Source organism: Streptomyces sp. NPDC005898, from assembly GCF_040629635.1.
GTDB lineage: Bacteria > Actinomycetota > Actinomycetes > Streptomycetales > Streptomycetaceae > Streptomyces.
Genome location: NZ_JBEXWC010000013.1, coordinates 57,267 through 77,727 on the forward strand (window position 1 = coordinate 57,267; position 20,461 = coordinate 77,727).

20 protein-coding genes are annotated in these 20,461 nt (G+C 71.6%); 5 read left to right on the forward strand and 15 right to left on the reverse strand.

What is annotated here, in order from left to right:
- Window positions 1-56 precede the first annotated feature (56 nt).
- The 8 genes from ABZ385_RS19075 to ABZ385_RS19110 all read right to left on the reverse strand — a co-directional run bounded on the left by ABZ385_RS19075 (window position 57) and on the right by ABZ385_RS19110 (window position 8,127).
- Entirely contained in the window at window positions 57-785 is a 729-nt protein-coding gene (locus tag ABZ385_RS19075; RefSeq protein ID WP_358581424.1) for a DUF3159 domain-containing protein, read from the reverse strand.
- A gap of 3 nt (window positions 786-788) precedes the next feature.
- Window positions 789-1,187, reverse strand: coding sequence for an OB-fold nucleic acid binding domain-containing protein (locus ABZ385_RS19080; RefSeq protein ID WP_358581427.1), 399 nt, complete (start codon window positions 1,185-1,187; stop codon window positions 789-791).
- Window positions 1,188-1,291: 104 nt separating this feature from the next.
- Window positions 1,292-1,975 (reverse strand): response regulator, encoded by a 684-nt coding sequence (locus tag ABZ385_RS19085; protein WP_358581429.1) that lies wholly within the window; start codon window positions 1,973-1,975, stop codon window positions 1,292-1,294.
- Between the two features lie 32 nt (window positions 1,976-2,007).
- On the reverse strand, window positions 2,008-4,563 hold the full coding sequence (locus ABZ385_RS19090) for a sensor histidine kinase KdpD (RefSeq protein ID WP_358912320.1): 2,556 nt from the start codon (window positions 4,561-4,563) through the stop codon (window positions 2,008-2,010).
- A gap of 140 nt (window positions 4,564-4,703) precedes the next feature.
- Entirely contained in the window at window positions 4,704-5,933 is a 1,230-nt protein-coding gene (locus ABZ385_RS19095) for an alginate lyase family protein (RefSeq protein ID WP_358912322.1), read from the reverse strand.
- Between the two features lie 274 nt (window positions 5,934-6,207).
- Window positions 6,208-6,975: a DUF3710 domain-containing protein gene (locus ABZ385_RS19100; protein WP_358581437.1), complete on the reverse strand. Its 768-nt coding sequence runs from the start codon at window positions 6,973-6,975 to the stop codon at window positions 6,208-6,210.
- A 1-nt stretch (window position 6,976) separates the two neighbouring features.
- Window positions 6,977-7,519: a dUTP diphosphatase gene (gene dut, locus ABZ385_RS19105; RefSeq protein ID WP_358698835.1), complete on the reverse strand. Its 543-nt coding sequence runs from the start codon at window positions 7,517-7,519 to the stop codon at window positions 6,977-6,979.
- 23 nt (window positions 7,520-7,542) lie between these two features.
- Window positions 7,543-8,127, reverse strand: a complete 585-nt coding sequence (locus ABZ385_RS19110) for a PaaI family thioesterase (protein ID WP_358581439.1) — start codon at window positions 8,125-8,127, stop codon at window positions 7,543-7,545.
- Window positions 8,128-8,185: 58 nt separating this feature from the next.
- Between ABZ385_RS19110 and ABZ385_RS19115 the strand changes: the two genes are divergently transcribed.
- Window positions 8,186-8,638 (forward strand): DUF3093 domain-containing protein, encoded by a 453-nt coding sequence (locus ABZ385_RS19115; RefSeq protein ID WP_358912324.1) that lies wholly within the window; start codon window positions 8,186-8,188, stop codon window positions 8,636-8,638.
- 21 nt (window positions 8,639-8,659) lie between these two features.
- Here the strand turns inward: ABZ385_RS19115 and ABZ385_RS19120 are convergent, their stop codons facing one another.
- The 4 genes from ABZ385_RS19120 to ABZ385_RS19135 form a co-directional block, all read right to left on the reverse strand.
- Complete coding sequence (locus tag ABZ385_RS19120; RefSeq protein ID WP_358912326.1) at window positions 8,660-9,589, reverse strand: hypothetical protein; 930 nt, start codon at window positions 9,587-9,589, stop codon at window positions 8,660-8,662.
- A 13-nt stretch (window positions 9,590-9,602) separates the two neighbouring features.
- The gene (locus tag ABZ385_RS19125) at window positions 9,603-9,899 is read right to left on the reverse strand and encodes a DUF4193 domain-containing protein (protein WP_205035431.1); all 297 of its coding nucleotides are present in this window, start codon (window positions 9,897-9,899) and stop codon (window positions 9,603-9,605) included.
- A gap of 392 nt (window positions 9,900-10,291) precedes the next feature.
- Window positions 10,292-11,539, reverse strand: a complete 1,248-nt coding sequence (locus ABZ385_RS19130; protein WP_358912328.1) for a HAMP domain-containing sensor histidine kinase — start codon at window positions 11,537-11,539, stop codon at window positions 10,292-10,294.
- A 5-nt stretch (window positions 11,540-11,544) separates the two neighbouring features.
- On the reverse strand, window positions 11,545-12,198 hold the full coding sequence (locus ABZ385_RS19135; protein WP_030778701.1) for a response regulator transcription factor: 654 nt from the start codon (window positions 12,196-12,198) through the stop codon (window positions 11,545-11,547).
- A 301-nt stretch (window positions 12,199-12,499) separates the two neighbouring features.
- On the opposite strand from ABZ385_RS19135, the gene ABZ385_RS19140 reads away from it, so the two are divergent.
- Complete coding sequence (locus ABZ385_RS19140) at window positions 12,500-12,673, forward strand: hypothetical protein (RefSeq protein WP_358581449.1); 174 nt, start codon at window positions 12,500-12,502, stop codon at window positions 12,671-12,673.
- A gap of 166 nt (window positions 12,674-12,839) precedes the next feature.
- Here the strand turns inward: ABZ385_RS19140 and ABZ385_RS19145 are convergent, their stop codons facing one another.
- Window positions 12,840-13,649 carry an inositol monophosphatase family protein gene (locus ABZ385_RS19145; RefSeq protein ID WP_358912329.1) on the reverse strand — a complete coding sequence of 270 codons (810 nt, stop codon included), beginning with the start codon at window positions 13,647-13,649 and terminating at the stop codon, window positions 12,840-12,842.
- A 29-nt stretch (window positions 13,650-13,678) separates the two neighbouring features.
- A complete protein-coding gene (locus ABZ385_RS19150) occupies window positions 13,679-14,806 on the reverse strand; it encodes a ferrochelatase (RefSeq protein ID WP_358912331.1) in 1,128 nt (375 codons plus the stop codon).
- Window positions 14,807-15,001: 195 nt separating this feature from the next.
- On the opposite strand from ABZ385_RS19150, the gene ABZ385_RS19155 reads away from it, so the two are divergent.
- On the forward strand, window positions 15,002-16,252 hold the full coding sequence (locus ABZ385_RS19155; protein WP_358581456.1) for an MFS transporter: 1,251 nt from the start codon (window positions 15,002-15,004) through the stop codon (window positions 16,250-16,252).
- Window positions 16,200-17,531: a D-arabinono-1,4-lactone oxidase gene (locus ABZ385_RS19160; RefSeq protein WP_358581458.1), complete on the forward strand. Its 1,332-nt coding sequence runs from the start codon at window positions 16,200-16,202 to the stop codon at window positions 17,529-17,531. Before ABZ385_RS19155 ends, ABZ385_RS19160 begins: the two co-directional genes overlap by 53 nt.
- A 3-nt stretch (window positions 17,532-17,534) precedes the next feature.
- On the opposite strand, the gene ABZ385_RS19165 is transcribed toward ABZ385_RS19160, so the two are convergent.
- Window positions 17,535-18,842, reverse strand: coding sequence for a hypothetical protein (locus ABZ385_RS19165; protein ID WP_358912333.1), 1,308 nt, complete (start codon window positions 18,840-18,842; stop codon window positions 17,535-17,537).
- 470 nt (window positions 18,843-19,312) lie between these two features.
- Here ABZ385_RS19165 and sepH point away from each other — a divergent pair, with 470 nt between their 5' ends.
- Window positions 19,313-20,410 carry a septation protein SepH gene (gene sepH / locus ABZ385_RS19170; RefSeq protein ID WP_358912335.1) on the forward strand — a complete coding sequence of 366 codons (1,098 nt, stop codon included), beginning with the start codon at window positions 19,313-19,315 and terminating at the stop codon, window positions 20,408-20,410.
- Window positions 20,411-20,461 lie beyond the last annotated feature (51 nt).

Consider the following 20,461-nt stretch of genomic DNA (forward strand, 5'->3'; position numbering starts at 1 on the left):
CTCGTACACGTCCTCTGCGGGGCCGTCGTGGCCGGGCGCGCGGTTCCCCGCGCCCCTTACGGGGCGCGCTCCGCGGCCTTGCGCTCCTCCTCCGCCTTCTCGGCGGCCTCCATCTCCGCGAAGACGTCGATCGGCGGCGGGGCCTTCGCCAGGAAGACCCAGGTGAGGTAGACGGCGAGCAGGAACGGCGGGATCTTCAGGGCGATCAGGACCCAGCCGAACTGCGTGGTGTCCGCCCACCAGTACAGCGGGAAGAGGACCGCGCACTTGGCGAGCAGGATCAGGCCCCAGGCCCAGCTCGCCTTGGCGTACGCCGCCTTGCGGCCGGGGTTGCGGGTGCGCCAGGAGAGGTTCTCCTTGAAGACCGGGCCGAGGATCAGGCCGATCAGGGGGACGCCCGCGAGGGTCGTGATGATGTAGGCCAGGGCGAGGCCCAGGGTGTAGAGCATGCCCGGCAGGTAGAAGTCCTTGGCGTTGCCGGTCATCATCGCGAAGACCACACCGAAGGCGACGCCGAAGACGCCGCTGAAGGCGTGCTTGACGGTGTCCTTCCTGACCAGGCGGACCACCACGAGCACCAGGGACACCGCGAGGGCCGCGATGGCCGACATGTGCAGGTCCTTGTTGATCGTGAAGATGGTCACGAAGAGCAGGCCGGGAACGACCGTCTCCACCATGCCCCGCACGCCGCCGAAGGCCTCGAAGAGCGCTGCCTCGGTCACGGCCCGGGAATCGGCGCCCTGATCCGTCTTCCCCTGGTCCGTCGGCTTGTCGAGGGACGTCACCGGCTACTCCCGTCCGAGCGGTCTGAGTTCGTATTTGGGATTGAACAGCACCCGGCGGCCCCGGCTCATCGAGATCCGGCCCGACGCGAGCAGCTTGCGCCCCGGCTCGATGCCCACGATGGAGCGCCTGCCGAGCCACACCACGTCCAGCGCCGCGGAGCCGTCGAACAGCTCGGCCTCCAGGGCGGGAACCCCGGCGCGTGGTCGCAGGGTGACCGTGCGCAAGGTACCAGTAACGGTCACTATCTGGCGGTCCTGGCAGTCACCGATGCGGACGCAGCCCGCGGTGTCGGCGTCCTCGCGCAGCTCCTCGGACTCCAGGTCCTCCTGGGAGGAGGACAGCCGGTCGAGCATGCGCCGGAAACGGCCCGCCGGCTTTTCGGAACCAGGAACAGCACTCATACAGAAAGCCTACCGGGGGCCGCCGACGCACCGGAAAGCGGTGCGCTCACCTGCGCTCATGCCCGCTCACCGCACAGCTCGTCGCGCACAGCTCCCCGCACAGCTCACCGCTCGAAGCGGTACCCCATGCCGGGCTCCGTGATGAAGTGCCGCGGATGCGCCGGGTCCGCCTCCAGCTTGCGGCGCAGCTGCGCCATGTAGACGCGCAGGTAATTGGTCTCGGTGCCGTAGGAGGGCCCCCACACCTCTTGCAGCAGCTGCTTCTGGCTCACCAGACGGCCGGTGTTGCGGACCAGGACCTCGAGGAGGTGCCATTCGGTCGGGGTCAGGCGTACGTCGCGCCCGTCGCGGTTGACCTTCTTGGCGGCGAGGTCGACGGAGAAGTCCTCGGTGTCGACCATGACGTCGCCCTCGCCGGCGCCGACGGGCTCGGCCCTGCGGACGGCGGCGCGCAGGCGGGCCAGCAGCTCGTCCATGCCGAAGGGCTTGGTGACGTAGTCGTCGGCGCCCGCGTCCAGGGCCTCGACCTTCTCGTCGGAGCTGTGCCGGGCGGACAGCACGAGGATCGGCACGCGCGTCCAGCCGCGCAGGCCGCGGATGACCTCCACGCCGTCCATGTCGGGCAGTCCGAGGTCGAGCACGATCACGTCGGGGTGGCGGGCGGCGGCCAGTTGCAGCGCCGTGGCGCCGTCGGGGGCCGCGTCCACCTCGTACTTGCGCGCCTTGAGGTTGATCACGAGGGCGCGCACGATCTGCGGCTCGTCGTCGACCACCAGCACCCTGGTCATGCCGGCCTGCCTTTCTGACTTCTGGTTCGGGGTCACCGGGTGACCTGGGCGGGAAGCTCGGGGAGGGCGGTGCGCTCCGGCGGCCGCCCGGCCACCGCCCGCAGGGTGAGGACCATGGTCAGGCCGCCCCCCGGGGTGTCCTCCGCGGCGAGGGTGCCGCCCATGGCCTCGGCGAAGCCGCGGGCGACGGCGAGGCCGAGGCCCACGCCCGCGCCGCGCGGAGCGTCACCGTAACGCTGGAAGGGCTCGAAGATGCGGTCCTTGGCGGCATCGGGGACGCCGGGGCCCCGGTCCACGACGCGGACCTCGACGCGCTCGCCGAGGGCGCTGGCGGAGACCTTGACGGGCTCGCCCTCGGGCGCGTACTTCACGGCGTTCTCGACGATGTTGGCGACCGCCCGCTCCAGCAGGCCCTTGTCCACGGCGACCATCGGCAGCGTCTCGGGGATGTCCAGCTCGGCGCTGCCGTCGGGGACGCCGCCGAGCGCCATGGGGACGACCTCGTCCAGGTCGATCTCGCGGATCAGCGGGGTGACGGTGCCGGTCTGGAGGCGGGACATGTCGAGGAGGTTGCCCACGAGGTGTTCCAGGCGGTCGGCGCCGTCCTCGATGCCCGCGAGGAGTTCGGCCTCGTCCTCCTCGGACCAGTCGACGTCGTCGGAGCGCAGCGAGGTCACGGCCGCCTTGATGCCCGCCAGCGGGGTACGCAGGTCATGGCTGACGGCGGCGAGCAGCGCGGTGCGGATGCGGTTGCCCTCGGCGAGGGCGCGGGCCTGGTCGGCCTCGGACTTCAGGCGCTGGCGGTCCAGGACGACGGCGGCCTGCGCGGCGAACGCGGCGAGGACCCGGCGGTCCGCGGCGGGCAGCACGCGGCCGGACAGGGCGAGGGCCATGTGGTCGCCGACCGGCATGTCCACGTCGGCGTCCTCGGGGCGGCCCGCCGGGCGGCCGTCGCCGGCGCTGCCCGCGCAGGTCCAGGGAGCGGTGTCGCCCGCGCGTTCCAGGAGCGCCACGCTCTCCATGGCGAACGTCTCGCGGACCCGCTCCAGGAGTGCCTCCAGGCTCGTCTCGCCGCGCAGCACGCTGCCGGCGAGGAAGGAGAGTATCTCCGACTCGGCGCGCAGCCGGGCGGCCTGGTGGGTGCGCCGGGCGGCGAGGTCCACGACGGAGGCCACGGAGACGGCGACACCCACGAAGACGACGATCGCGAGGATGTTCTTGTTGTCGGAGACCGTCCACAGGTGCCGCGGCGGCGTGAAGTAGTAGTTGAGCAGCAGCGAGCCGAACGCCGCGGCCGCGAGGGCCGGCAGGAGGCCGCCGAGCAGCGCGGCGGCGACCGTCAGCGTCAGGAACAGCAGCATGTCGTTGGCGAGCCCGAGGTCGGCGTCGACGTGGGTGAGCAGCAGGGTCAGGAGCGCGGGTCCCGCGACGCCGGCGAGCCAGCCCCAGATGATCCGGGAGCGGCCGAGGCGCGCGCCGCGGGCCACGGGCAGGCCGCGTCCCTTGGCGACCTCGCCGTGCGTGACGATGTGGACGTCCAGGTCGGGACCGGAGTCGCGGGCGACGGTGGCGCCGACGCCGGGCCCGAAGACGTACTGCCACGTCTTGCGGCGCGAGGAGCCGAGGACGATCTGGGTGGCGTTGACGCCGCGGGCGAAGTCGAGCAGGGCGGCCGGTATGTCGTCGCCGATGACGTGGTGGAAGGTGCCGCCGAGGTCCTCGACCAGGGTGCGCTGGACGGCGAGTTCCTTGGGCGAGGCGGCGGTGAGGCCGTCGCTGCGGGCGATGTAGACGGCGAGGATCTCGCTGCCGGAGCCCTTGGCCGCCATCCGGGAGGCGCGCCGGATCAGCGTGCCGCCCTCGGGGCCGCCGGTGAGTCCGACGACGATGCGCTCGCGGGCCTGCCAGGTGGAGCGGATGTCGTGCTCGCCCCGGTACTGCTGGAGGTACTCGTCGACGCGGTCGGCGACCCACAGGAGCGCCAGTTCGCGCAGGGCGGTGAGGTTGCCGGGGCGGAAGTAGTTGGAGAGGGAGGCGTCGATGCGGTCGGGCTGGTAGATGTTGCCGTGCGCCATGCGCCGGCGCAGCGCCTGGGGCGACATGTCGACCAGCTCGATCTGGTCGGCGCGGCGCACCACCTCGTCCGGCACGGTCTCGCGCTGGCGTACGCCGGTGATCGACTCCACGACGTCGCCGAGGGACTCCAGGTGCTGGATGTTGACCGTGGAGACGACGTCGACGCCCGCCGCGAGGAGTTCCTCGACGTCCTGCCAGCGTTTGGCGTTGCGGGAGCCGGGGACGTTGGTGTGGGCGAGTTCGTCGACCAGGGCGACGGCGGGGGCGCGCTCCAGGACCGCGTCGACGTCCATCTCGGTGAAGGTCGTGCCGCGGTACTCCAGGTCCTTGCGGGGCACCTGTTCGAGGCCGTGCAGCATCACCTCGGTGCGTGGCCGGTCGTGGTGCTCCACGAAGCCGACCACGCAGTCGGTGCCGCGCTCGACGCGCCGGTGGGCCTCGGAGAGCATCGCGTACGTCTTGCCGACGCCCGGTGCCGCGCCCAGGTAGATCCGAAGCTTGCCGCGTGCCATGGCCCCATTGTCTTCCCGAAACAACTGTGTACGCAGCATCGACCTTACGGCGCACCATTACGGCATTACGGACAAGGGGGCGTACGGTCCGCGTCCTTGACAGAACCCTGATGCGGGCCGACGCCCCGGCGCGGCCGGGATCAGCGCGGATTGTCGGCGTGCGTCAGGGTCTCCCAGGCGACGAAGAGGTTGTTGGAGCCCGCGGGTCGGTTGCGCTCGGTGAGGTCCCGGGTGCGGGGCATGGAGTGGCCGAGGCGTCCGGCGAGGGCGTTGTGGCCGACCTCGGTGACGGGTCCGAGGCCCCGGTGGACCGTGCCCCCGCAGAGGGTGGCGGGGGGCGCCTCGCCCAGTTCGTACCTGGCGTGGAAGCCGAGGCCCTGGCGCAGGCGTTCCCCGACGTCCGTCGTGTAGAGGTCCTGGCCCTGGATGCGGCTGGTCTCGGCGACGTGCGAGATCGCGGAGAGGCCGTATCCGGTGTGCGTGAAGTCGCGGCACGTCTCCTGGCCGAGGCCGGTGGTGAACGTCCCCTGCCCCTGCCAGTACTTGACGATCTTCTCCCGGGTGTCGAGGTTCTGCCGGGGCACGGTCCGGGGCAGCGGTCCGTCGGAGGCGAGGTAGACGTAGGCGGCCGTGCGCGCGCGGAAGGTGGCCATCGCCTTGTCGTAGGAGGCCTTGTCCTCCAGGAAGACGGAGATGCCGATGGCTGCCTCCATCATCGACAGCTCCCAATTGCCGTTGGAGTTCGAGCCGTTGATGACCTCGGGCAGATAGACGGTGCGCAGCATCGTCGCGAAGCGCCCGGAGTTCGCCCAGTTCCCGGTGTAGGTGTACTTGATGATCTCGGCGGCGCGCGGCCAGCTGGAGCCGGCCCAGCCGCTCTGGAGGGGGGCGTTGCTGTTGGTGTGGTCCTCGATGGTGGCCGACCAGGCGTCCATCAGCTCGATGGACTTCTTCGCGTAGCGCTCGTCACGCGTGAGGTACCAGGCCAAGGCGGTGGTGTACGCGGCGATCGCGTCCTCGCGCTCGTCGGTGCAGCCGTGGTTCGGGTCGGAGTAGCTGCCGCACTCGACGACCGCCCGGGCCTTGGGGGTACGGGAGAGGGAGGCGTAGCGGCTGCCCATCATCTGGTCATAGGCGGACTTCCAGGGCTCGGCGCCCGCGGCGACCTTCTCCCGGGTGAAGTCCAACTGGCCCCGGGAGACGGTGACTCCGGGGTGGACGAAGGCCGTGGGGGCGGCTTCGGCCTTCCCGGTTCCGGGCCAGGACAGGAGCGCGGCGACGAGAGTGGCGGCCGTGGCGAGGGCCGCGCCGAGGGAGCGACGGGTTCTGGGGCGGCGGTGGCGGCGTACGGGAGAGGAGGCATCCGGCATGGGGGGACCATCCGTTCGACTTGGCTCGTACGTTCTCGTGGGTTCTCGTACGTACTCGTGGGTTCTCGTACGTTCTCCTATGTGAACTTCACGTGCCTTTCTGAACGCGCGCGTTGGCCCGTGACCATAGGTACGGACCTGCCCGCCGTCAAGAGACGGCGGCGGATCCGCACGGGCGCATGCGAAAGTGGCCCGCGGCGGTCCGGACGAACCGGAACCACTGCGGGCCACACGGCAGTTGCGCTGCCGCCAGACGGTCAGGACGCCGACGGCGTCAGCGCACCTCGGTGATCTCGGGGCCGCGCTGGAGCTGCCCCATGCCGCCCGAGAAGCGCGAGCCTTCCTGCTGGTCCTGCTGCACGCTGCTCTCGGCGACCATCTGCGCGTCGTCCGGCAGCTTCAGGACGATGGGGTCGCGGGGCGCCATCGGGCCCTCGCCGCGGACCACGACGGTGTCCCGGAAGATCTGCTCCAGGAGACCGGCGGCCTGCGGCTGCACCGCGCCCTGCCCGGAGATCACTCCGCGCAGAAACCAGCGCGGCCCGTCGACGCCGACGAAGCGCACGACCTGCACGCCGCCCGTGCCGTCCGGCAGCTGCACGGGGACCTGGGCGCGCAGCTCCCAGCCGAGGGGGCCCTCGACCTCGTCGATGACACCGCCCTGCTGCGTGATGCCGCCCGCGATCTCCTCGCGGACCTCGCCCCAGATGCCCTCCTTCTTCGGGGCGGCGAAGCCCTGGAGCTGGATGGCACTGTCCTGGAGCACGACGGTGGCGGCGACGATGGCGTCCCCCGCGACCTCCACCCGCAGCTCCATGCCCTCGACCCCCGGCACGAAGAGTCCGCCGAGGTCGACCCGGCCCTCGCCGGGCTCGCGGACCTCGGAGATGTCCCAGGGACCGTCGGGACGGGGCTCCGGCTCCAGCCTCACGCGCGAGCGCGCGACGCCGGGCTGGTCATTGCTGTCCACGCCGTCGACGACCTGCTCGTCCGCGCCTGCCGCGTCCTCGGCGGCACTGTCCTTCTTGCGACGTCCGAACACGTCACTGTCCTTCCCGGTCAGATACGACCGATGCGTATCGATTCCCACCCGTTTGTCCGCCCGTGCCCGCCGGTTCGCCCGCGCTCTCGCCCGGGCCGACGCCCACGGCGGCATGGCCACCGGTGGACCCGAAGCCCCCCTCGGCCCGCGCCGACGCGGGAAGCTCCGCCACCTCCTGGAAGCGCACCTTCTCGATCTGCTGGACGACCAGTTGGGCAATCCGGTCGAAGCGCTCGAACCGCACGCTCTCGCGCGGATCGAGATTCACCACGATCACCTTGATCTCCCCACGGTACCCGGCATCCACCGTCCCCGGGGCATTCACCAGAGCGACACCGCAGCGCGCGGCCAGCCCCGAACGGGGGTGCACGAAGGCCGCGTACCCCTCCGGGAGCGCGATGGACACCCCGGTGGGCAGCACGGCCCGCTCACCGGGCGCCAGTTCGCAGGACTGTGTCGTGCACAGATCGGCGCCGGCGTCGCCGGGCCGCGCGTACGACGGCAGGGGCACTTCGGGGTCGACGCGCCTGATCAGCACGTTCAGTTCGCCGGAAGGGGTGTGGGACGTCACGGGTTCACCTCGAAGGCGCGGGCGCGCCGGATCTGGTCCGGGTCGTTCATGGCCGCCCGGATCTCCCGCGGGCGACCGTTGTCGATGAAGTGGTCGACCTTCACCTCGATGAAGAGGGCGTCGGCGCGGACCGCCACGGGCCCCTCGGGGCCACCGATCCGGCCGGTGGCACTCGAGTAGATCTTCCGTCCGGCGACCGCCGTGACCTCGGCCTCCAGAAACAGCACGGTGCCCAGGGGCACGGGCCGCACGAAGTCGGTCTCCAGGCGGCCGGTCACCGCGATCACCCGCAGCAGCCAGTTCAGCGAGCCGAGCGTCTCGTCGAGCGCGGTGGCGAGGATGCCGCCGTGGGCGAGGCCCGGAGCGCCCTGGTGCGCCTCGCGCACGGTGAACTCGGCGGTGACGGTCACACCGTCCCCGGCCCGCGCCGCGAGGTGCAGCCCATGTGCCTGCCCGTCGCCGCAGCCGAAACAGTGTTCGTAGTGTGCGCCGATCAGCTCGCCGGGGGCGGGTGCGTCGGGGTGCCGGACGGGTGCCATGGCGTCGGCCGGGGGCTTCAGAGCCGCAGATGTACCACTCACAGGCGCAGACCTTACCTCCGCGTCGGCGCTCACAGCTCCCCGTGCCAAGCTTGGTTCCATGCAGCCTTACGAAGAACGCCTCACCGCGCCCCGTTCGTGGTGGTTCGCCTCGGTCCTGGTGGGTGTGGCGATGGGCCTGATCATGCTGCCGTTCGGCACGCTGCCGCTCCTCGGCGGCCTGGTCGGCGGTACGGCGGTGGCGGCGGTCGTCACCAGCGCGTACGGCTCGGTGCGGATCCGCGTGGTCGCGGGCTCGCTGGTCGCGGGCGACGCGAGGATCCCGGTCTCCGCCCTCGGCGAGGCGGAGGTCCTCAGGGGCGAGGAGACCCGTGCCTGGCGCTCCTACAAGGCCGACCCGCGCGCCTTCATGCTGCTGCGCGCGTACATCCCGACGGCCCTGCGGGTGCCGATCACGGACCCGGCCGACCCGACGCCGTACGCGTACGTCTCGACGCGGCACCCGGAGGCCTTGGCGAAGGCCCTGGACGCGGTGCGCCAGAACACCCCGTAGACCGGCCGGGCGGCCGGCCGGTCAGCTCTCCAGCTCCTTGGGGCCGCCGGCCACCCGCAGAGGATCGTCCGGCGTCTCCAGGGGCGCCAGCTCCGGCAGCGCGTCCCACGAAACCTGCCGCTTGCGCAGGTCGGCCCGGATCTTCTCGGCGAGCTTCTTGGTGTCCCGGCGGTTCATCACCGCCCCGACCGCCGCGCCCACCATGAAGGGCATGAGGTTCGGGAGGTTGCGGACCATGCGCTTCATGATCTGCTGGCGCAGTTCCCGCTTGACCTGGCCGCCCAGCGCCGCGTTCAGGGTCGAGGGCTTGCCCACGTCCACGCCGCGCTCCTGCGTCCAGGAGGTCAGATAGGCCGTGCTGCGCTGCTTGAGGCTGCCTTCGGGCCGTCGGCCGTAGACCTCGTGCAGTTCGGCGATCATCTTCAGTTCGACCGCGGCGACGCCGGTGATCTCCGCCGCCAGTTCCGCCGGCATCGCGGGCGGCACGGGCATCATCGCCGCCGCGCCCACTCCCGCGCCCACCGTGGACGAGGCGTTGGCGGCGCCGGAGACGAGCTTGTCCGCGAGCTGCTCGGGGCCAAGGCCCGGGAACTGCTTGCGGAGGGTCGCCAGATCGCGGACCGGGATCCGCGGGGCGTTCTCGATGAGCCGGTCGGCGAGATAGCCGATGCCGGCCCGGCCGGCGCGCCCGCCCTTGCGCACGCCTTCTTTCATTCCGTCCGTGACGGCGGCAACGCGGCTCCGGGACCCGGGTGTCCGAGTGGTCCCGGAGGCCTTGCCGGCCGCCGTCTCGTCCGACGCGACCTCGAGGGCGTTCGCCGGTTCGAGCGAGGCTGATCCGCTGGCGGAAGAGCCCCGCTCGTCGTCACGCACGCCGTCGCCGAGGGCGCCGGCTTCGTCCGCTCCGCGGTTGCGGAGACGGCGCTTCCTGAACGGGGTCGAGCCAGTCATGGCCGACCCCGCCTCAGTCGCAGTCGCGGCAGATCGGCTGGCCGTTCTTCTCCTTGGCCAGCTGGCTGCGGTGGTGCACCAGGAAGCAGCTCATGCAGGTGAACTCGTCCTGCTGCTTCGGGAGCACCCGGACGGCGAGCTCCTCGTTGGACAGGTCCGCGCCGGGCAGCTCAAGGCCCTCGGCGGCCTCGAACTCGTCGACGTCGACAGTCGAAGTCGACTTGTCGTTCCTCCGGGCCTTCAGTTCCTCGATGCTGTCCTCGTTGAGGTCGTCATCGGTCTTGCGTGGGGTGTCGTAGTCCGTTGCCATGTCGCTCTCCCCCTCTGGGTGTCTGCGGTGTCTCAGCGCACGTAACGCGTGAGAGGCCGGGCTTGTGCCCGGCCCGAGGCGGAGATTTTGCCTCACATCAAGGTCTGTTACTCAATCGACACCCAACCGCACCCCTGAAGAGGTGACCGGCTTGGATGGCGATCGGGACCGTACACGGTCCGAATGTCGCACTCACGGGCGCCACCCCGTGTACTTCCCGTGATCAAGACCCCTGAAAACCCGGATTTTCCCGGCTTTCCGACGACTTTCGCGATCACGGAGAGTAGAGAGCCGATAAATCGCCTTTGTGATCGATCACACACGAACTCCAAGGGATCGAGCCCCGAGAATTCCGCGCAAAGCGAACACGCCTACTCGTTCACGGCAGCGTCTCAGATGGGGAGCGTGACACGCATCACGAGTCCACCCCCCTCACGCGGCTCCGCGATGATACGGCCCCCGTGGGCCCGCGCCACCGACCGGGCGATCGACAGGCCGAGCCCGACGCCCTTGTCACTGCCCGTCCGCTCGGTCCGCAACCTGCGGAACGGCTCGAAGAGATTGTCGATCTCGTACGCGGGGACCACCGGCCCCGTGTTGGACACCACCAGGACCGCCTGGCCGTGCTGGGCCTCCGTGACGACCTCGACCCAGCCCTCGTCCGCCACGTTGTACCGGACGGCGTTCTGGACGAGGTTCAGGGCGATGCGCTCCAGGAGCACGCCGTTGCCCTGCACGACGGCCTCGGAGCGCTGCCCGCGGATCTCCACGCCCTTGGCCTCGGCCTCGGAGCGCACCTGGTCGACGGCGTGGTCGGCGACCTCGGCCAGGTCGACGGGCTTGCGCTCGACGATCTGGTTGTCGCTGCGGGCGAGCAGCAGCAGGCCCTCCACGAGCTGCTCGCTGCGCTCGTTGGTGGCCAGGAGCGTCTTGCCGAGCTGGTGGAGCTCGGGCGGCGCCTGGGGGTCGGAGAGATGCACCTCGAGGAGCGTGCGGTTGATCGCCAGCGGCGTGCGCAGCTCGTGCGAGGCGTTGCCGACGAACCGCTGCTGGGCGGTGAAGGCCCGCTCCAGGCGGTCCAGCATCTCGTCGAAGGTGTCGGACAGCTCCTTCAGCTCGTCGTCCGGGCCGTCCAGCTCGATGCGCCGGGTCAGGTCGGTGCCGGCCACCCTGCGGGCGGTACGGGTGATGCGGCCGAGCGGCGACAGGACGCGGCCCGCCATCGCGTACCCGAAGGCGAACGCGATCACCGCGAGCCCGAGGAGGGCCAGAAGTGATCGGCTGAGGAGATTGTCCAGGGCGTTCCGGCGCATCTGGTTGACGCATTCGTTCAGCGCGGAGTTGAGCTGGGTCTCCGTGGGGTGCGCGGGCAGCAGCCGGAAGTTCGCGCAGCTTTCGCTGCTCACCGAGGAACTGCCCGTGACCCGGAACGGCAGGTCGCTGCCCACGTTCAACGCCTGGGCGGCGAGCAGATAGATGATCGAGAGCAGCACGATGCCCGCGATCAGGAACATGCCGCCGTACAGCAGCGTCAGCCGTATGCGGATGGTGGGACGCAGCCAGGGGAAGGGCGCTTCGACCTTCCTCGGGTCCCATGTCGGTTTGGGGGGCGCGGCTGGTTGCGCCGGGGTCGCGGCCACCGGGGTCAGATCCGGTAGCCGGAGCCGGGCACCGTCACGATGACGGCCGGCTCACCGAGCTTGCGGCGCAGCGTCATGACGGTCACCCGGACCACGTTCGTGAACGGGTCGGTGTTCTCGTCCCAGGCCTTCTCCAGGAGCTGCTCCGCGGAGACGACCGCGCCCTCGCTGCGCAGCAGCACTTCGAGGACGGCGAACTCCTTGGGGGCGAGCTGGATCTCCCTGCCGTCCCGGAAGACCTCGCGGCGGTTGGGGTCGAGCTTGATCCCCGCGCGCTCCAGGACCGGCGGCAAGGGCACACTCGTGCGCCGGCCGAGGGCACGCACGCGTGCGGTCAGCTCGCTGAACGCGAAGGGCTTGGGGAGGTAGTCGTCGGCGCCGATCTCCAGCCCTTCGACGCGGTCGCTGACGTCGCCCGACGCGGTGAGCATCAGGACGCGGGTCGGCATGCCGAGCTCGACGATCTTGCGGCAGACGTCGTCGCCGTGCACGAGCGGGAGGTCCCGGTCGAGCACCACCACGTCGTAGTCGTTGACGCCGATGCGCTCCAGGGCGGCCGCCCCGTCGTACACGACGTCGACGGCCATGGCCTCCCGGCGCAGTCCGGTGGCCACCGCATCGGCGAGCAGCTGCTCGTCCTCGACGACGAGTACGCGCACGTCGCTGTCCTTCCGCTGTGCCCCTGCGGGCAGGTCTGTCTTGGGGTAGGCCTCCATCCTGCCCCTTTCGGCCATAAACCGGCTGTAAGGCGGTCGTCGGCCCCGGGAACGCGGGATTTTCTCCGCCCTCCGAGGTTTCTGCGGAGGGGAGCGGGGGGAGGACGGCTTTACACCCGCGATCACGCTTGCATGTGGCGTACCACCAACCCGCTTTCTCCAGGGCGGCTTGAGACGTGATCGCCCCTTCTTGAGGGCACACCCCCGTGCCATCGACCCACGACCCAGCCGAGGGGGCGCAACCATGGACGCATTCACCGCAGGTCTCCTGCAGCGCATAAAGGCCACGGAGTCCGACCTCACGATGGCCCGTGAGACGGGAGACGACTTCCTGGCCGAGGTCGAGCAGGCGGAGCTCGAGGACCTCCACCGTCTGGCGGCCGAGCACGGAGTCGAAGTAGGCGCCGTGCCCGCCTGAGCGCTCCCGCACGGCTCAGCACAGAGCACAGGGCCCCGGCATCTGGACGCGATGCCGGGGCCCTGTGCTGTGGTCGGCCCCGCGCCGGCGGTCCCGTACCGGCGTCCCGCGTCCCGTACCGGCGGTCCCATACGGGCGGTCCCGGGCCGGCGGTCGTGGCGTGCGGTCAGTCGTGCCAGGCGCCGAGGTCCTCCAGGAGGCCCTGGAGGGCCTCGAAGAGGCCGGGTGGGGCCGCGATGGCCAGCTCGCCCGAGAGGGGCTCTCCGGGGCGGCCACCGGTCAGCGCGCCCGCCTCCCGGGCGATGAGGTCACCGGCCGCGAAGTCCCAGGGGTGCAGGCCGCGCTCGTAGTACGCGTCCAGCCTGCCCGTCGCGACGTCGCACAGGTCGATCGCCGCCGACCCGCCGCGCCGGATGTCCCGCACCTTCGGGACGAGCCGGTGGGCGACCTCGGCCTGCCGCTCCCGGCGCTCGGTGAGGTATCCGAAGCCGGTGCCCACCAGGGCCTGCTCGAACGGCGGCGCCGGGCGGACGAGCGCGGGCCGGTCGCCGACGAAGGCGCCCTGAGCGAGGACCGCGCGGTACGTCTCCCCGCGCATCGGCGCGTGCACGACCCCCACGAGGGTCTCGCCGTCCTTGCGGGCGGCGACGGACACGGACCAGTCGGGGCGTCCGTACAGGTAGTTCACGGTGCCGTCGATCGGGTCGACGACCCACTGCACGCCGCTGGTGCCCGCCAGGCTCGCGCCCTCCTCGCCCAGCACGCCGTCGGCCGGGCGGCGCTCGGCGAGGAACTCGGTGATGAGCTTCTCGGAGGCGATGTCCATCTCGGTGACGACGTCCACGGCGCTCGACTTGGTCGCCGCCACGCCCAGGTCGTCCGGGCGGCCGTCGCGCAGGAAGGTCCCGGCTCGGTGCGCGGCCTCCAGGGCGACATCGAGGAGTTCGGCCTTGAGCGCCTTCAGCGGGTCCGTCATGGTGCTCCTTGTGCTCCGCGATCTCGGGGTCATGCGCAGGGGCTGTCGGCGCCGGCGGCCGCGGGCTTCGGGGCGCGGGCGGGGCAGCAGCCGACCGGGCACACGTCATGGCTCGCGCCCAGCGCTCCCAGGGCGCACGGCGTGACGGCCGCGCCGCTCTCGCGCGCCGCGCGCTCCAGGACCAGCTCCCTGATCGCGGCGGCGAACCGCGGGTCCGCGCCGACCGTCGCCGAGCGGCGGACCGGCAGCCCCAGCTCCGCGGCCTTGGCCTTCGCCTCGGTGTCGAGGTCGTACAGGACCTCCATGTGGTCGGAGACGAAGCCGATCGGGACCATGACGACCGCGGGGGCCCCGGCGGCGTGCCGTTCCTCCAGGTGGTCGCAGATGTCGGGCTCCAGCCAGGGGATGTGCGGGGCGCCGCTGCGCGACTGGTAGACGAGCTGCCAGGGGTGCGGGGCGCCGGTCTCCTCGCGCACCGCCGCGGCGATGAGCCGGGCGACGTCCAGGTGCTGCGCGACGTAGGCGCCGCCGTCGCCGTGGGCCTCGACCGGGCCGGAGGTGTCGGCCGCGGCGTTCGGGATCGAGTGCGTGGTGAAGGCCAGGTGGGCGCCGTCCCTGACCTCCTCGGGCAGCTCGGCGAGGGACTTCAGGACGCCGTCGATCATGGGGCGCACGAAACCCGGGTGGTTGAAGTAGTGCCGGAGCTTGTCGACCTTCGGCGGCTCCAGTCCCTCGGCCTCCAGCGCGGCGAGGGCCTCCGCGAGGTTCTCGCGGTACTGGCGGCAGCCCGAGTACGAGGCGTACGCGCTGGTGGCGAGGGTCAGGACGCGGCGGTGGCCGGCGGTGGCCATCTCGCGCAGGGTGTCGGTGAGGTAGGGCGCCCAGTTGCGGTTGCCCCAGTAAACCGGCAGGTCGAGGCCGTGCTCCGCGAAGTCCTTGCGCAGGGCGTCCAGCAGGGCGCGGTTCTGGTCGTTGATCGGGCTCACCCCGCCGAACAGGAAGTAGTGCTGCCCCACCTCCTTGAGCCGCTCCTTGGGGATGCCGCGGCCCCGTGTCACGTTCTCCAGGAACGGCACGACGTCGTCGGGGCCCTCGGGGCCGCCGAACGAGAGCAGCAGCAGGGCGTCGTAGGGAGAGGGATCGCGCGCATCGGACATGCGACCGATCCTGCCACCCGCCACCGACAGCCGGAAAACCCCGGTGTGTCCGGCACGGAGCGCACGCCGCGTCCGACACGCTCAGCACGGTGCGTCCGGCACCCGGGGAGCCGTAAGCTGTATCAGCCATCTTTACGCCTTACCGGAGCCCGCGTCCCTCCCGGCACGCGGCGCCGGCGCCCCAGCGGAGTCCACGTGCCCAGCCCCTACCGCGCCATCTTCGCCGCCCCCGGCACCAAGGCGTTCTCCGCCGCCGGGTTCCTCGGCCGCATGCCCATATCCATGATGGGCATCGGCATCGTGACGATGGTGTCCCAGCTGACCGGGCGGTACGGCCTGGCGGGCGCGCTGTCGGCGACCGTCGCGCTGTCCGCGGCCGCGATCGGGCCGCAGATTTCGCGGCTCGTGGACCGGCACGGCCAGCGCCGGGTGCTCAGGCCGGCGACCCTGGTCTCGCTGGCCGCGGTGACGGGGCTGCTGCTCTGCGCCAAGTTCGAGGCGCCCGACTGGACGCTGTTCGTCTTCGCCGCCCTGGTGGGCTGTGTGCCCAGCGTGGGTTCGATGATCAGGGCCCGCTGGGCCGTGCTCTACCGCGACACCCCGCAGCTGCACACCGCGTACTCCTTCGAGTCCGTGGTGGACGAGGCGTGCTTCATCTTCGGGCCGATCATCTCGATCGGCCTCTCCACGGTGTGGTTCCCCGAGGCGGGGCCGCTGCTCGCCGGTGCCTTTCTCGCCGTGGGCGTCTTCTGGCTGACGGCCCAGCACGCCACCGAGCCGGTGCCGCATCCGCGCGAGCACCACACCAAGGGCTCGGCGCTGCGCTCGGTCGGGCTCCAGGTCCTCGTCGCGACGTTCGTCGCGACCGGTGCGATCTTCGGGTCGATCGACGTGGTCACCGTGGCGTACGCCGAGGACCACGGTCACAAGTCCGCGGCGAGCCTGGTGCTCGCCCTCTACGCGCTCGGCTCCTGCCTCGCCGGAGCGGTCTTCGGGCTGCTGCACTTCAAGGGGGCGCCGGCCCGCAGGTGGCTGCTGGGTGTCTGTGCGATGGCCGTGAGTATGATCCCGCTTCAACTGGTCGGGAACCTGCTGTTTCTGGCCGTGGCGCTGTTCCTCGCGGGCCTGTCCATCGCGCCGACGATGATCGTGACGATGGGCCTCGTCGAGCAGCACGTACCACGCGCGAAACTGACCGAGGGCATGACCTGGGTGAGCACCGGGCTCGCGGTCGGTGTCGCGCTCGGCTCCTCCGCGGCCGGCTGGGTGATCGACGCCGCGGGTCCGGACGCCGGGTACGCGGTTCCGGGGATCTCCGGAGCCGCCGCGGTCGTGGTCGGGTTCCTCGGCTACCGCCGGCTGAAGCGGCCGGTTCCGCGACGGGGAGGGACCCATGGGCACGGCGACGGGCACGGGCAGCGGGAAGAGCACAGCGACGTGGCGTAACTGGGCGGGCAACGTCACCACGCGGCCGGCCAGGGAGGTCACGCCCGCCACGGTGGACGAACTCGCCGAGGCCCTGCGCGCGGCGAAGGCCGACGGCCTCAAGGCGAAGCCGGTCGGCACGGGTCACTCCTTCACGGCGGCCGCCGCGACCGACGGCCTGCTCATACGCCCCGGCCTCCTCACCGGCATCCGCGCCGTCGACCGGGCGGCGGGCACCGTGACCGTGGAGGCCGGCACCCCCCTGAAGCGCCTGAACACGGCGCTCGCCCGCGAGGGCCTGTCGCTCACCAACATGGGCGACATCATGGAGCAGACCGTCTCCGGAGCCGTCAGCACCGGCACGCACGGCACGGGCCGTGACTCGGCCTCGATCGCCGCGCAGATCAAGGGGCTCGAACTGGTCACCGCGGACGGCACGGTGCTGACCTGCTCCGCCGAGGAGAACCCCGAGGTCTTCGCCGCCGCCCGTATCGGGCTGGGCGCGCTCGGTGTCATCACCGCGATCACCTTCGCCGTCGAGCCGGTCTTCTTCCTGACGGCCCGTGAGGAGCCGATGACCTTCGACGAGGTCACGAGCGACTTCGACGCGCTCGTCACGGAGAACGAGCACTTCGAGTTCTACTGGTTCCCGCACACCGGCAACTGCAACACCAAGCGGAACAACCGCAGTCCGGGCCCCGTGGCCCCGCCGGGCCGTATCAGCGCCTTCGTGGAGGACGAGTTGCTCTCCAACGGCCTCTTCCAGGTGGTCAACTCCCTCGGCCGGGCCTTCCCCGCGACCATCCCCGGCATCGCCAAGGTCTCCAGCAAGGCCCTGTCCGCCCGTACGTACACGGACATTCCCTACAAGGTCTTCACCAGCCCGCGCCGGGTGCGCTTCATGGAGATGGAGTACGCCGTTCCGCGCGAGGCCCTCGTGGAGACCCTGCGCGAGCTGAAGGCCATGGTGGACCGCTCGCGGCTGCGGATCAGCTTCCCCGTGGAGGTCCGCACGGCGCCCGCGGACGACATCGCGCTCTCCACGGCCTCGGGCCGGGAGAGCGCGTACATCGCCGTCCACATGTACAAGGGCACGCCCTATCAGGCGTACTTCGCGGCGGCGGAGCGGATCTTCACCGCGCACGAGGGGCGGCCGCACTGGGGCAAGCTGCACACCCGCGACGCGGAGTACTTCGCCGAGGCCTACCCCCGCTTCGGCGAGTTCACCGCCCTGCGCGACCGCCTCGACCCGGACCGCCTGTTCGGCAACGCCTATCTGCGGCGGGTTCTCGGCGACTGACCTCTACGGGCTGGTGGTCTCGCCCTGCTGCGCGTCGCCACCGGCGCCCGTGCCGCTGCCACTGCCGGTCCCGGTGCCGCTCGACGGCGTGGGGGCCGGGGGCGGCGTCGGCGTCGGGCCCGTCTTGGAACCGTCGTCTCCGGAGTCAGTGCCGTCGTCCTTGTCGGTGTCCGTGCCGGTGCTCTTGTCGGGGTCGGCCGCCGGGCCGGTGCCCTCGCCCTGACCGGGCGTCCGGCCGCCGGCCCCGCCCGGATCCTGGGTCGCGCCGCCGTCGCCCTCGGGGGAATCGGGGTCGCCCGTCCCCGAAGTGCCGTTGTCCGAGGGCACACCTGACGGACCGGTGGGGGGCGTGGACGGCTGCTCCTTGCGGGAGGAGTCGTTCCCCGTGAGGTTGCTGATCGTGGTGCCCTTGCCGCCGCTGAAGTCCTTGCCGGAGACCAGCTCGTACGTGGTGATCCCCGCCATGGCGACCCCGAACACGACGGCACCCGCGATCAACGGCCGCTTCCAGCTGCGGATCCGCGCGCGGTGCGTGGTGCCCTCGGTGAACTCGTCCGACGGGAGCGGCGGTTCGATCGGCACGCCCGGGGGCGACGCCGGGGCGCCGACGGGGAGCACGCGCGTGGCGTCCTCGCGGGGGACGAGCCGGGTGGCGTCGTCGCCCGGCAGCAACCGCGTGGCGTCGGCCGGGCCGAGCAGTTGGGTCCTGTCGGCGTCGAGGTCGCAGGCCACCGACGGCAGGACGGTCGTCGGGTCCGCGTCCGCGGCTCCGGACACCGGGGCGGTGGGGTCCGCGTCCGCCGCGAGGGGCATGACGGTCGTGGGATCGGCGTCCGCCGCGCCGGGCAGCGCCGTCGTCGCGGCCGGTTCACCGCCGGGGGCGGTGGCAACGGTGGTCTGCGGCCTGCCCCACGTGGTGGTCACGGGCCCGGTGGCGGACACGGCTCCCGGGTAGGAGGCGGTTCTGAACGTCTCGGGCACCGCCGGTGATGCGGTCACGGGCGCCTGGTCTCCCCTGGGGACGGGCACCTGCTGCGCCTTGGGCTTGGCCTGCACCGCCACCACGCGTATCTGTTCACCCGTACGCTTGAAGAAGTGCTGGAAGATCGTGCCGCCACAGGTCGCTATGCCGCTCACGACACCGGCGCCGAGGATCGTCCCGTAGACGCCGAGGTTCGAAGCCAGCTTCGCCGCCACGACCGCGGCGATGGCGCTCCCCGCCACCTGCGGCACGCTGAGATCGAGGCGCCGCTTCTCCTGTGGCTCCTCCTGGTCCTTCGACTCCTGGCCGGAATCCGGCTTTACTCGCATCTTCGACCCTTGCCTGCCTTTCTCACCTTTTCGGCTCACCACACGAGAGGGGGACGTATGGCCGAAACGATTAGTTCCGTTTCCGCTGTTTCCGTGAAGTGCGCCACCCATGCGCCGGTCACCGGACCGGAAAAGGCGACCAACTCCCTTCCTCGGGGAGAAGTTCGGCGGCGCGGCGGTCCACCCGCGTGGCCCGAATGGAGTACTGTTGCGAGCCCTGGGTCCGGTCTCCCGCCAGGGTGCCCGGGGCCTTCCAGGACCGCCGGGTGGGGGGCTCACTGCACAGGGTGACGAACGTCGTCACTTGGAGTTGCGAAGAGGTGACCGTGTCATAACGGCGATCCAGGGCCCCTGCCCGACACGCCGGGCAACTCGGCAAGGTTGTGGCAGGCTGCACCCGGGCAGGCCACACTCGACTAGCGGAAGCAGCGACGCACGTGACGTCGGCAGGCACCACCCGGGAGGTCCCCATGCCCGAACTGCGTGTCGTGGCCGTCAGCAACGACGGCACACGGCTGGTGCTGAAAGCTGCGGACAGCACGGAGTACACGCTTCCGATCGATGAACGGCTGCGTGCGGCCGTCCGCGGCGACCGGCCCCGACTCGGCCAGATCGAGATCGAGGTGGAGAGCCACCTCCGCCCCCGCGACATCCAGGCACGGATACGTGCCGGTGCGACCGCGGAAGAAGTGGCCCAGTTCGCCGGCATCCCCGTCGATCGCGTGCGGCGCTTCGAAGGCCCCGTGCTCGCCGAGCGCGCCTTCATGGCCGAGCGCGCCAGGAAGACCCCTGTCCGCCGCCCCGGCGAGAACACCGGCCCCCAGCTCGGCGACGCCGTCCAGGAACGGCTGTTGCTGCGCGGCGCCGACAAGGACTCCGTCCAGTGGGACTCCTGGCGCCGCGACGACGGCACCTGGGAGGTCCTGCTCGTCTACCGCGTGGCGACCGAGCCGCACTCCGCGAGCTGGACGTACGACCCGCCCCGGCGGCTGGTCCAGGCCGTGGACGACGAGGCGCGCTCGCTGATCGGCGAGAGCGACGACATCGCCGCGCCCGAGCCCAGCTTCCCGTTCGTGCCGCGCATCGCCCGGCTCCCCCGGGACCGCCCGCCGGAGCGCCCGCTCGACCGCGCCCTGGACCGCCAGCTGGAACGGCAGAGCATCCCGCCCGCTCCCGGCGACGCCACGGAGGATGGCGAGGACACGGGCACCGTGGTCGCCGCCGAGCAGGAGCGCGATTCGCTGACCAGCCTGCTGGAGGCCGTGCCCAGCTTCCGCGGCGACATGGTCGTCCCGGAGCGCCCCGCGGTCACCGCGGAACTGGCGCCGCCCGCCGCGGAGGAGGGCGAGCAGGAGACCGACGCCGAGGAGGCCCCGGCGGCGTCGGCCGGCGCCGGTTCGGCGTACGCGGACGTGCTCATGCCGCGCTCGGTGGCCAGCCACCGCGACCGCCTCGTCGGCTCCACGGACCGTCAGGCCGAGGCCGACGGAGTGCGCCCGGGGCGCCGCGCCGCGGTGCCCAGCTGGGACGAGATCGTCTTCGGCACGCGCCGCAAGAAGCAGGAGTAGCACCCCGGGTACGCCCGGGTACGAGGGAGGGGCCCCGCATCCGTCGGATGC

Coding starts and splice junctions, on each gene's coding strand:
- ABZ385_RS19080 (WP_358581427.1), bottom strand. CDS start 1,187: ATGAGTGCTGTTCCTGGTTCCGAAAAGCCGGCGGGCCGTTTCCGGCGC.
- ABZ385_RS19085 (WP_358581429.1), bottom strand. CDS start 1,975: ATGACCAGGGTGCTGGTGGTCGACGACGAGCCGCAGATCGTGCGCGCC.
- ABZ385_RS19090 (WP_358912320.1), bottom strand. CDS start 4,563: ATGGCACGCGGCAAGCTTCGGATCTACCTGGGCGCGGCACCGGGCGTC.
- ABZ385_RS19095 (WP_358912322.1), bottom strand. CDS start 5,933: ATGCCGGATGCCTCCTCTCCCGTACGCCGCCACCGCCGCCCCAGAACC.
- ABZ385_RS19115 (WP_358912324.1), top strand. CDS start 8,186: ATGCAGCCTTACGAAGAACGCCTCACCGCGCCCCGTTCGTGGTGGTTC.
- ABZ385_RS19120 (WP_358912326.1), bottom strand. CDS start 9,589: ATGACTGGCTCGACCCCGTTCAGGAAGCGCCGTCTCCGCAACCGCGGA.
- ABZ385_RS19125 (WP_205035431.1), bottom strand. CDS start 9,899: ATGGCAACGGACTACGACACCCCACGCAAGACCGATGACGACCTCAAC.
- ABZ385_RS19140 (WP_358581449.1), top strand. CDS start 12,500: ATGGACGCATTCACCGCAGGTCTCCTGCAGCGCATAAAGGCCACGGAG.
- ABZ385_RS19145 (WP_358912329.1), bottom strand. CDS start 13,649: ATGACGGACCCGCTGAAGGCGCTCAAGGCCGAACTCCTCGATGTCGCC.
- ABZ385_RS19150 (WP_358912331.1), bottom strand. CDS start 14,806: ATGTCCGATGCGCGCGATCCCTCTCCCTACGACGCCCTGCTGCTGCTC.
- ABZ385_RS19160 (WP_358581458.1), top strand. CDS start 16,200: ATGGGCACGGCGACGGGCACGGGCAGCGGGAAGAGCACAGCGACGTGG.
- ABZ385_RS19165 (WP_358912333.1), bottom strand. CDS start 18,842: ATGCGAGTAAAGCCGGATTCCGGCCAGGAGTCGAAGGACCAGGAGGAG.
- sepH (WP_358912335.1), top strand. CDS start 19,313: ATGCCCGAACTGCGTGTCGTGGCCGTCAGCAACGACGGCACACGGCTG.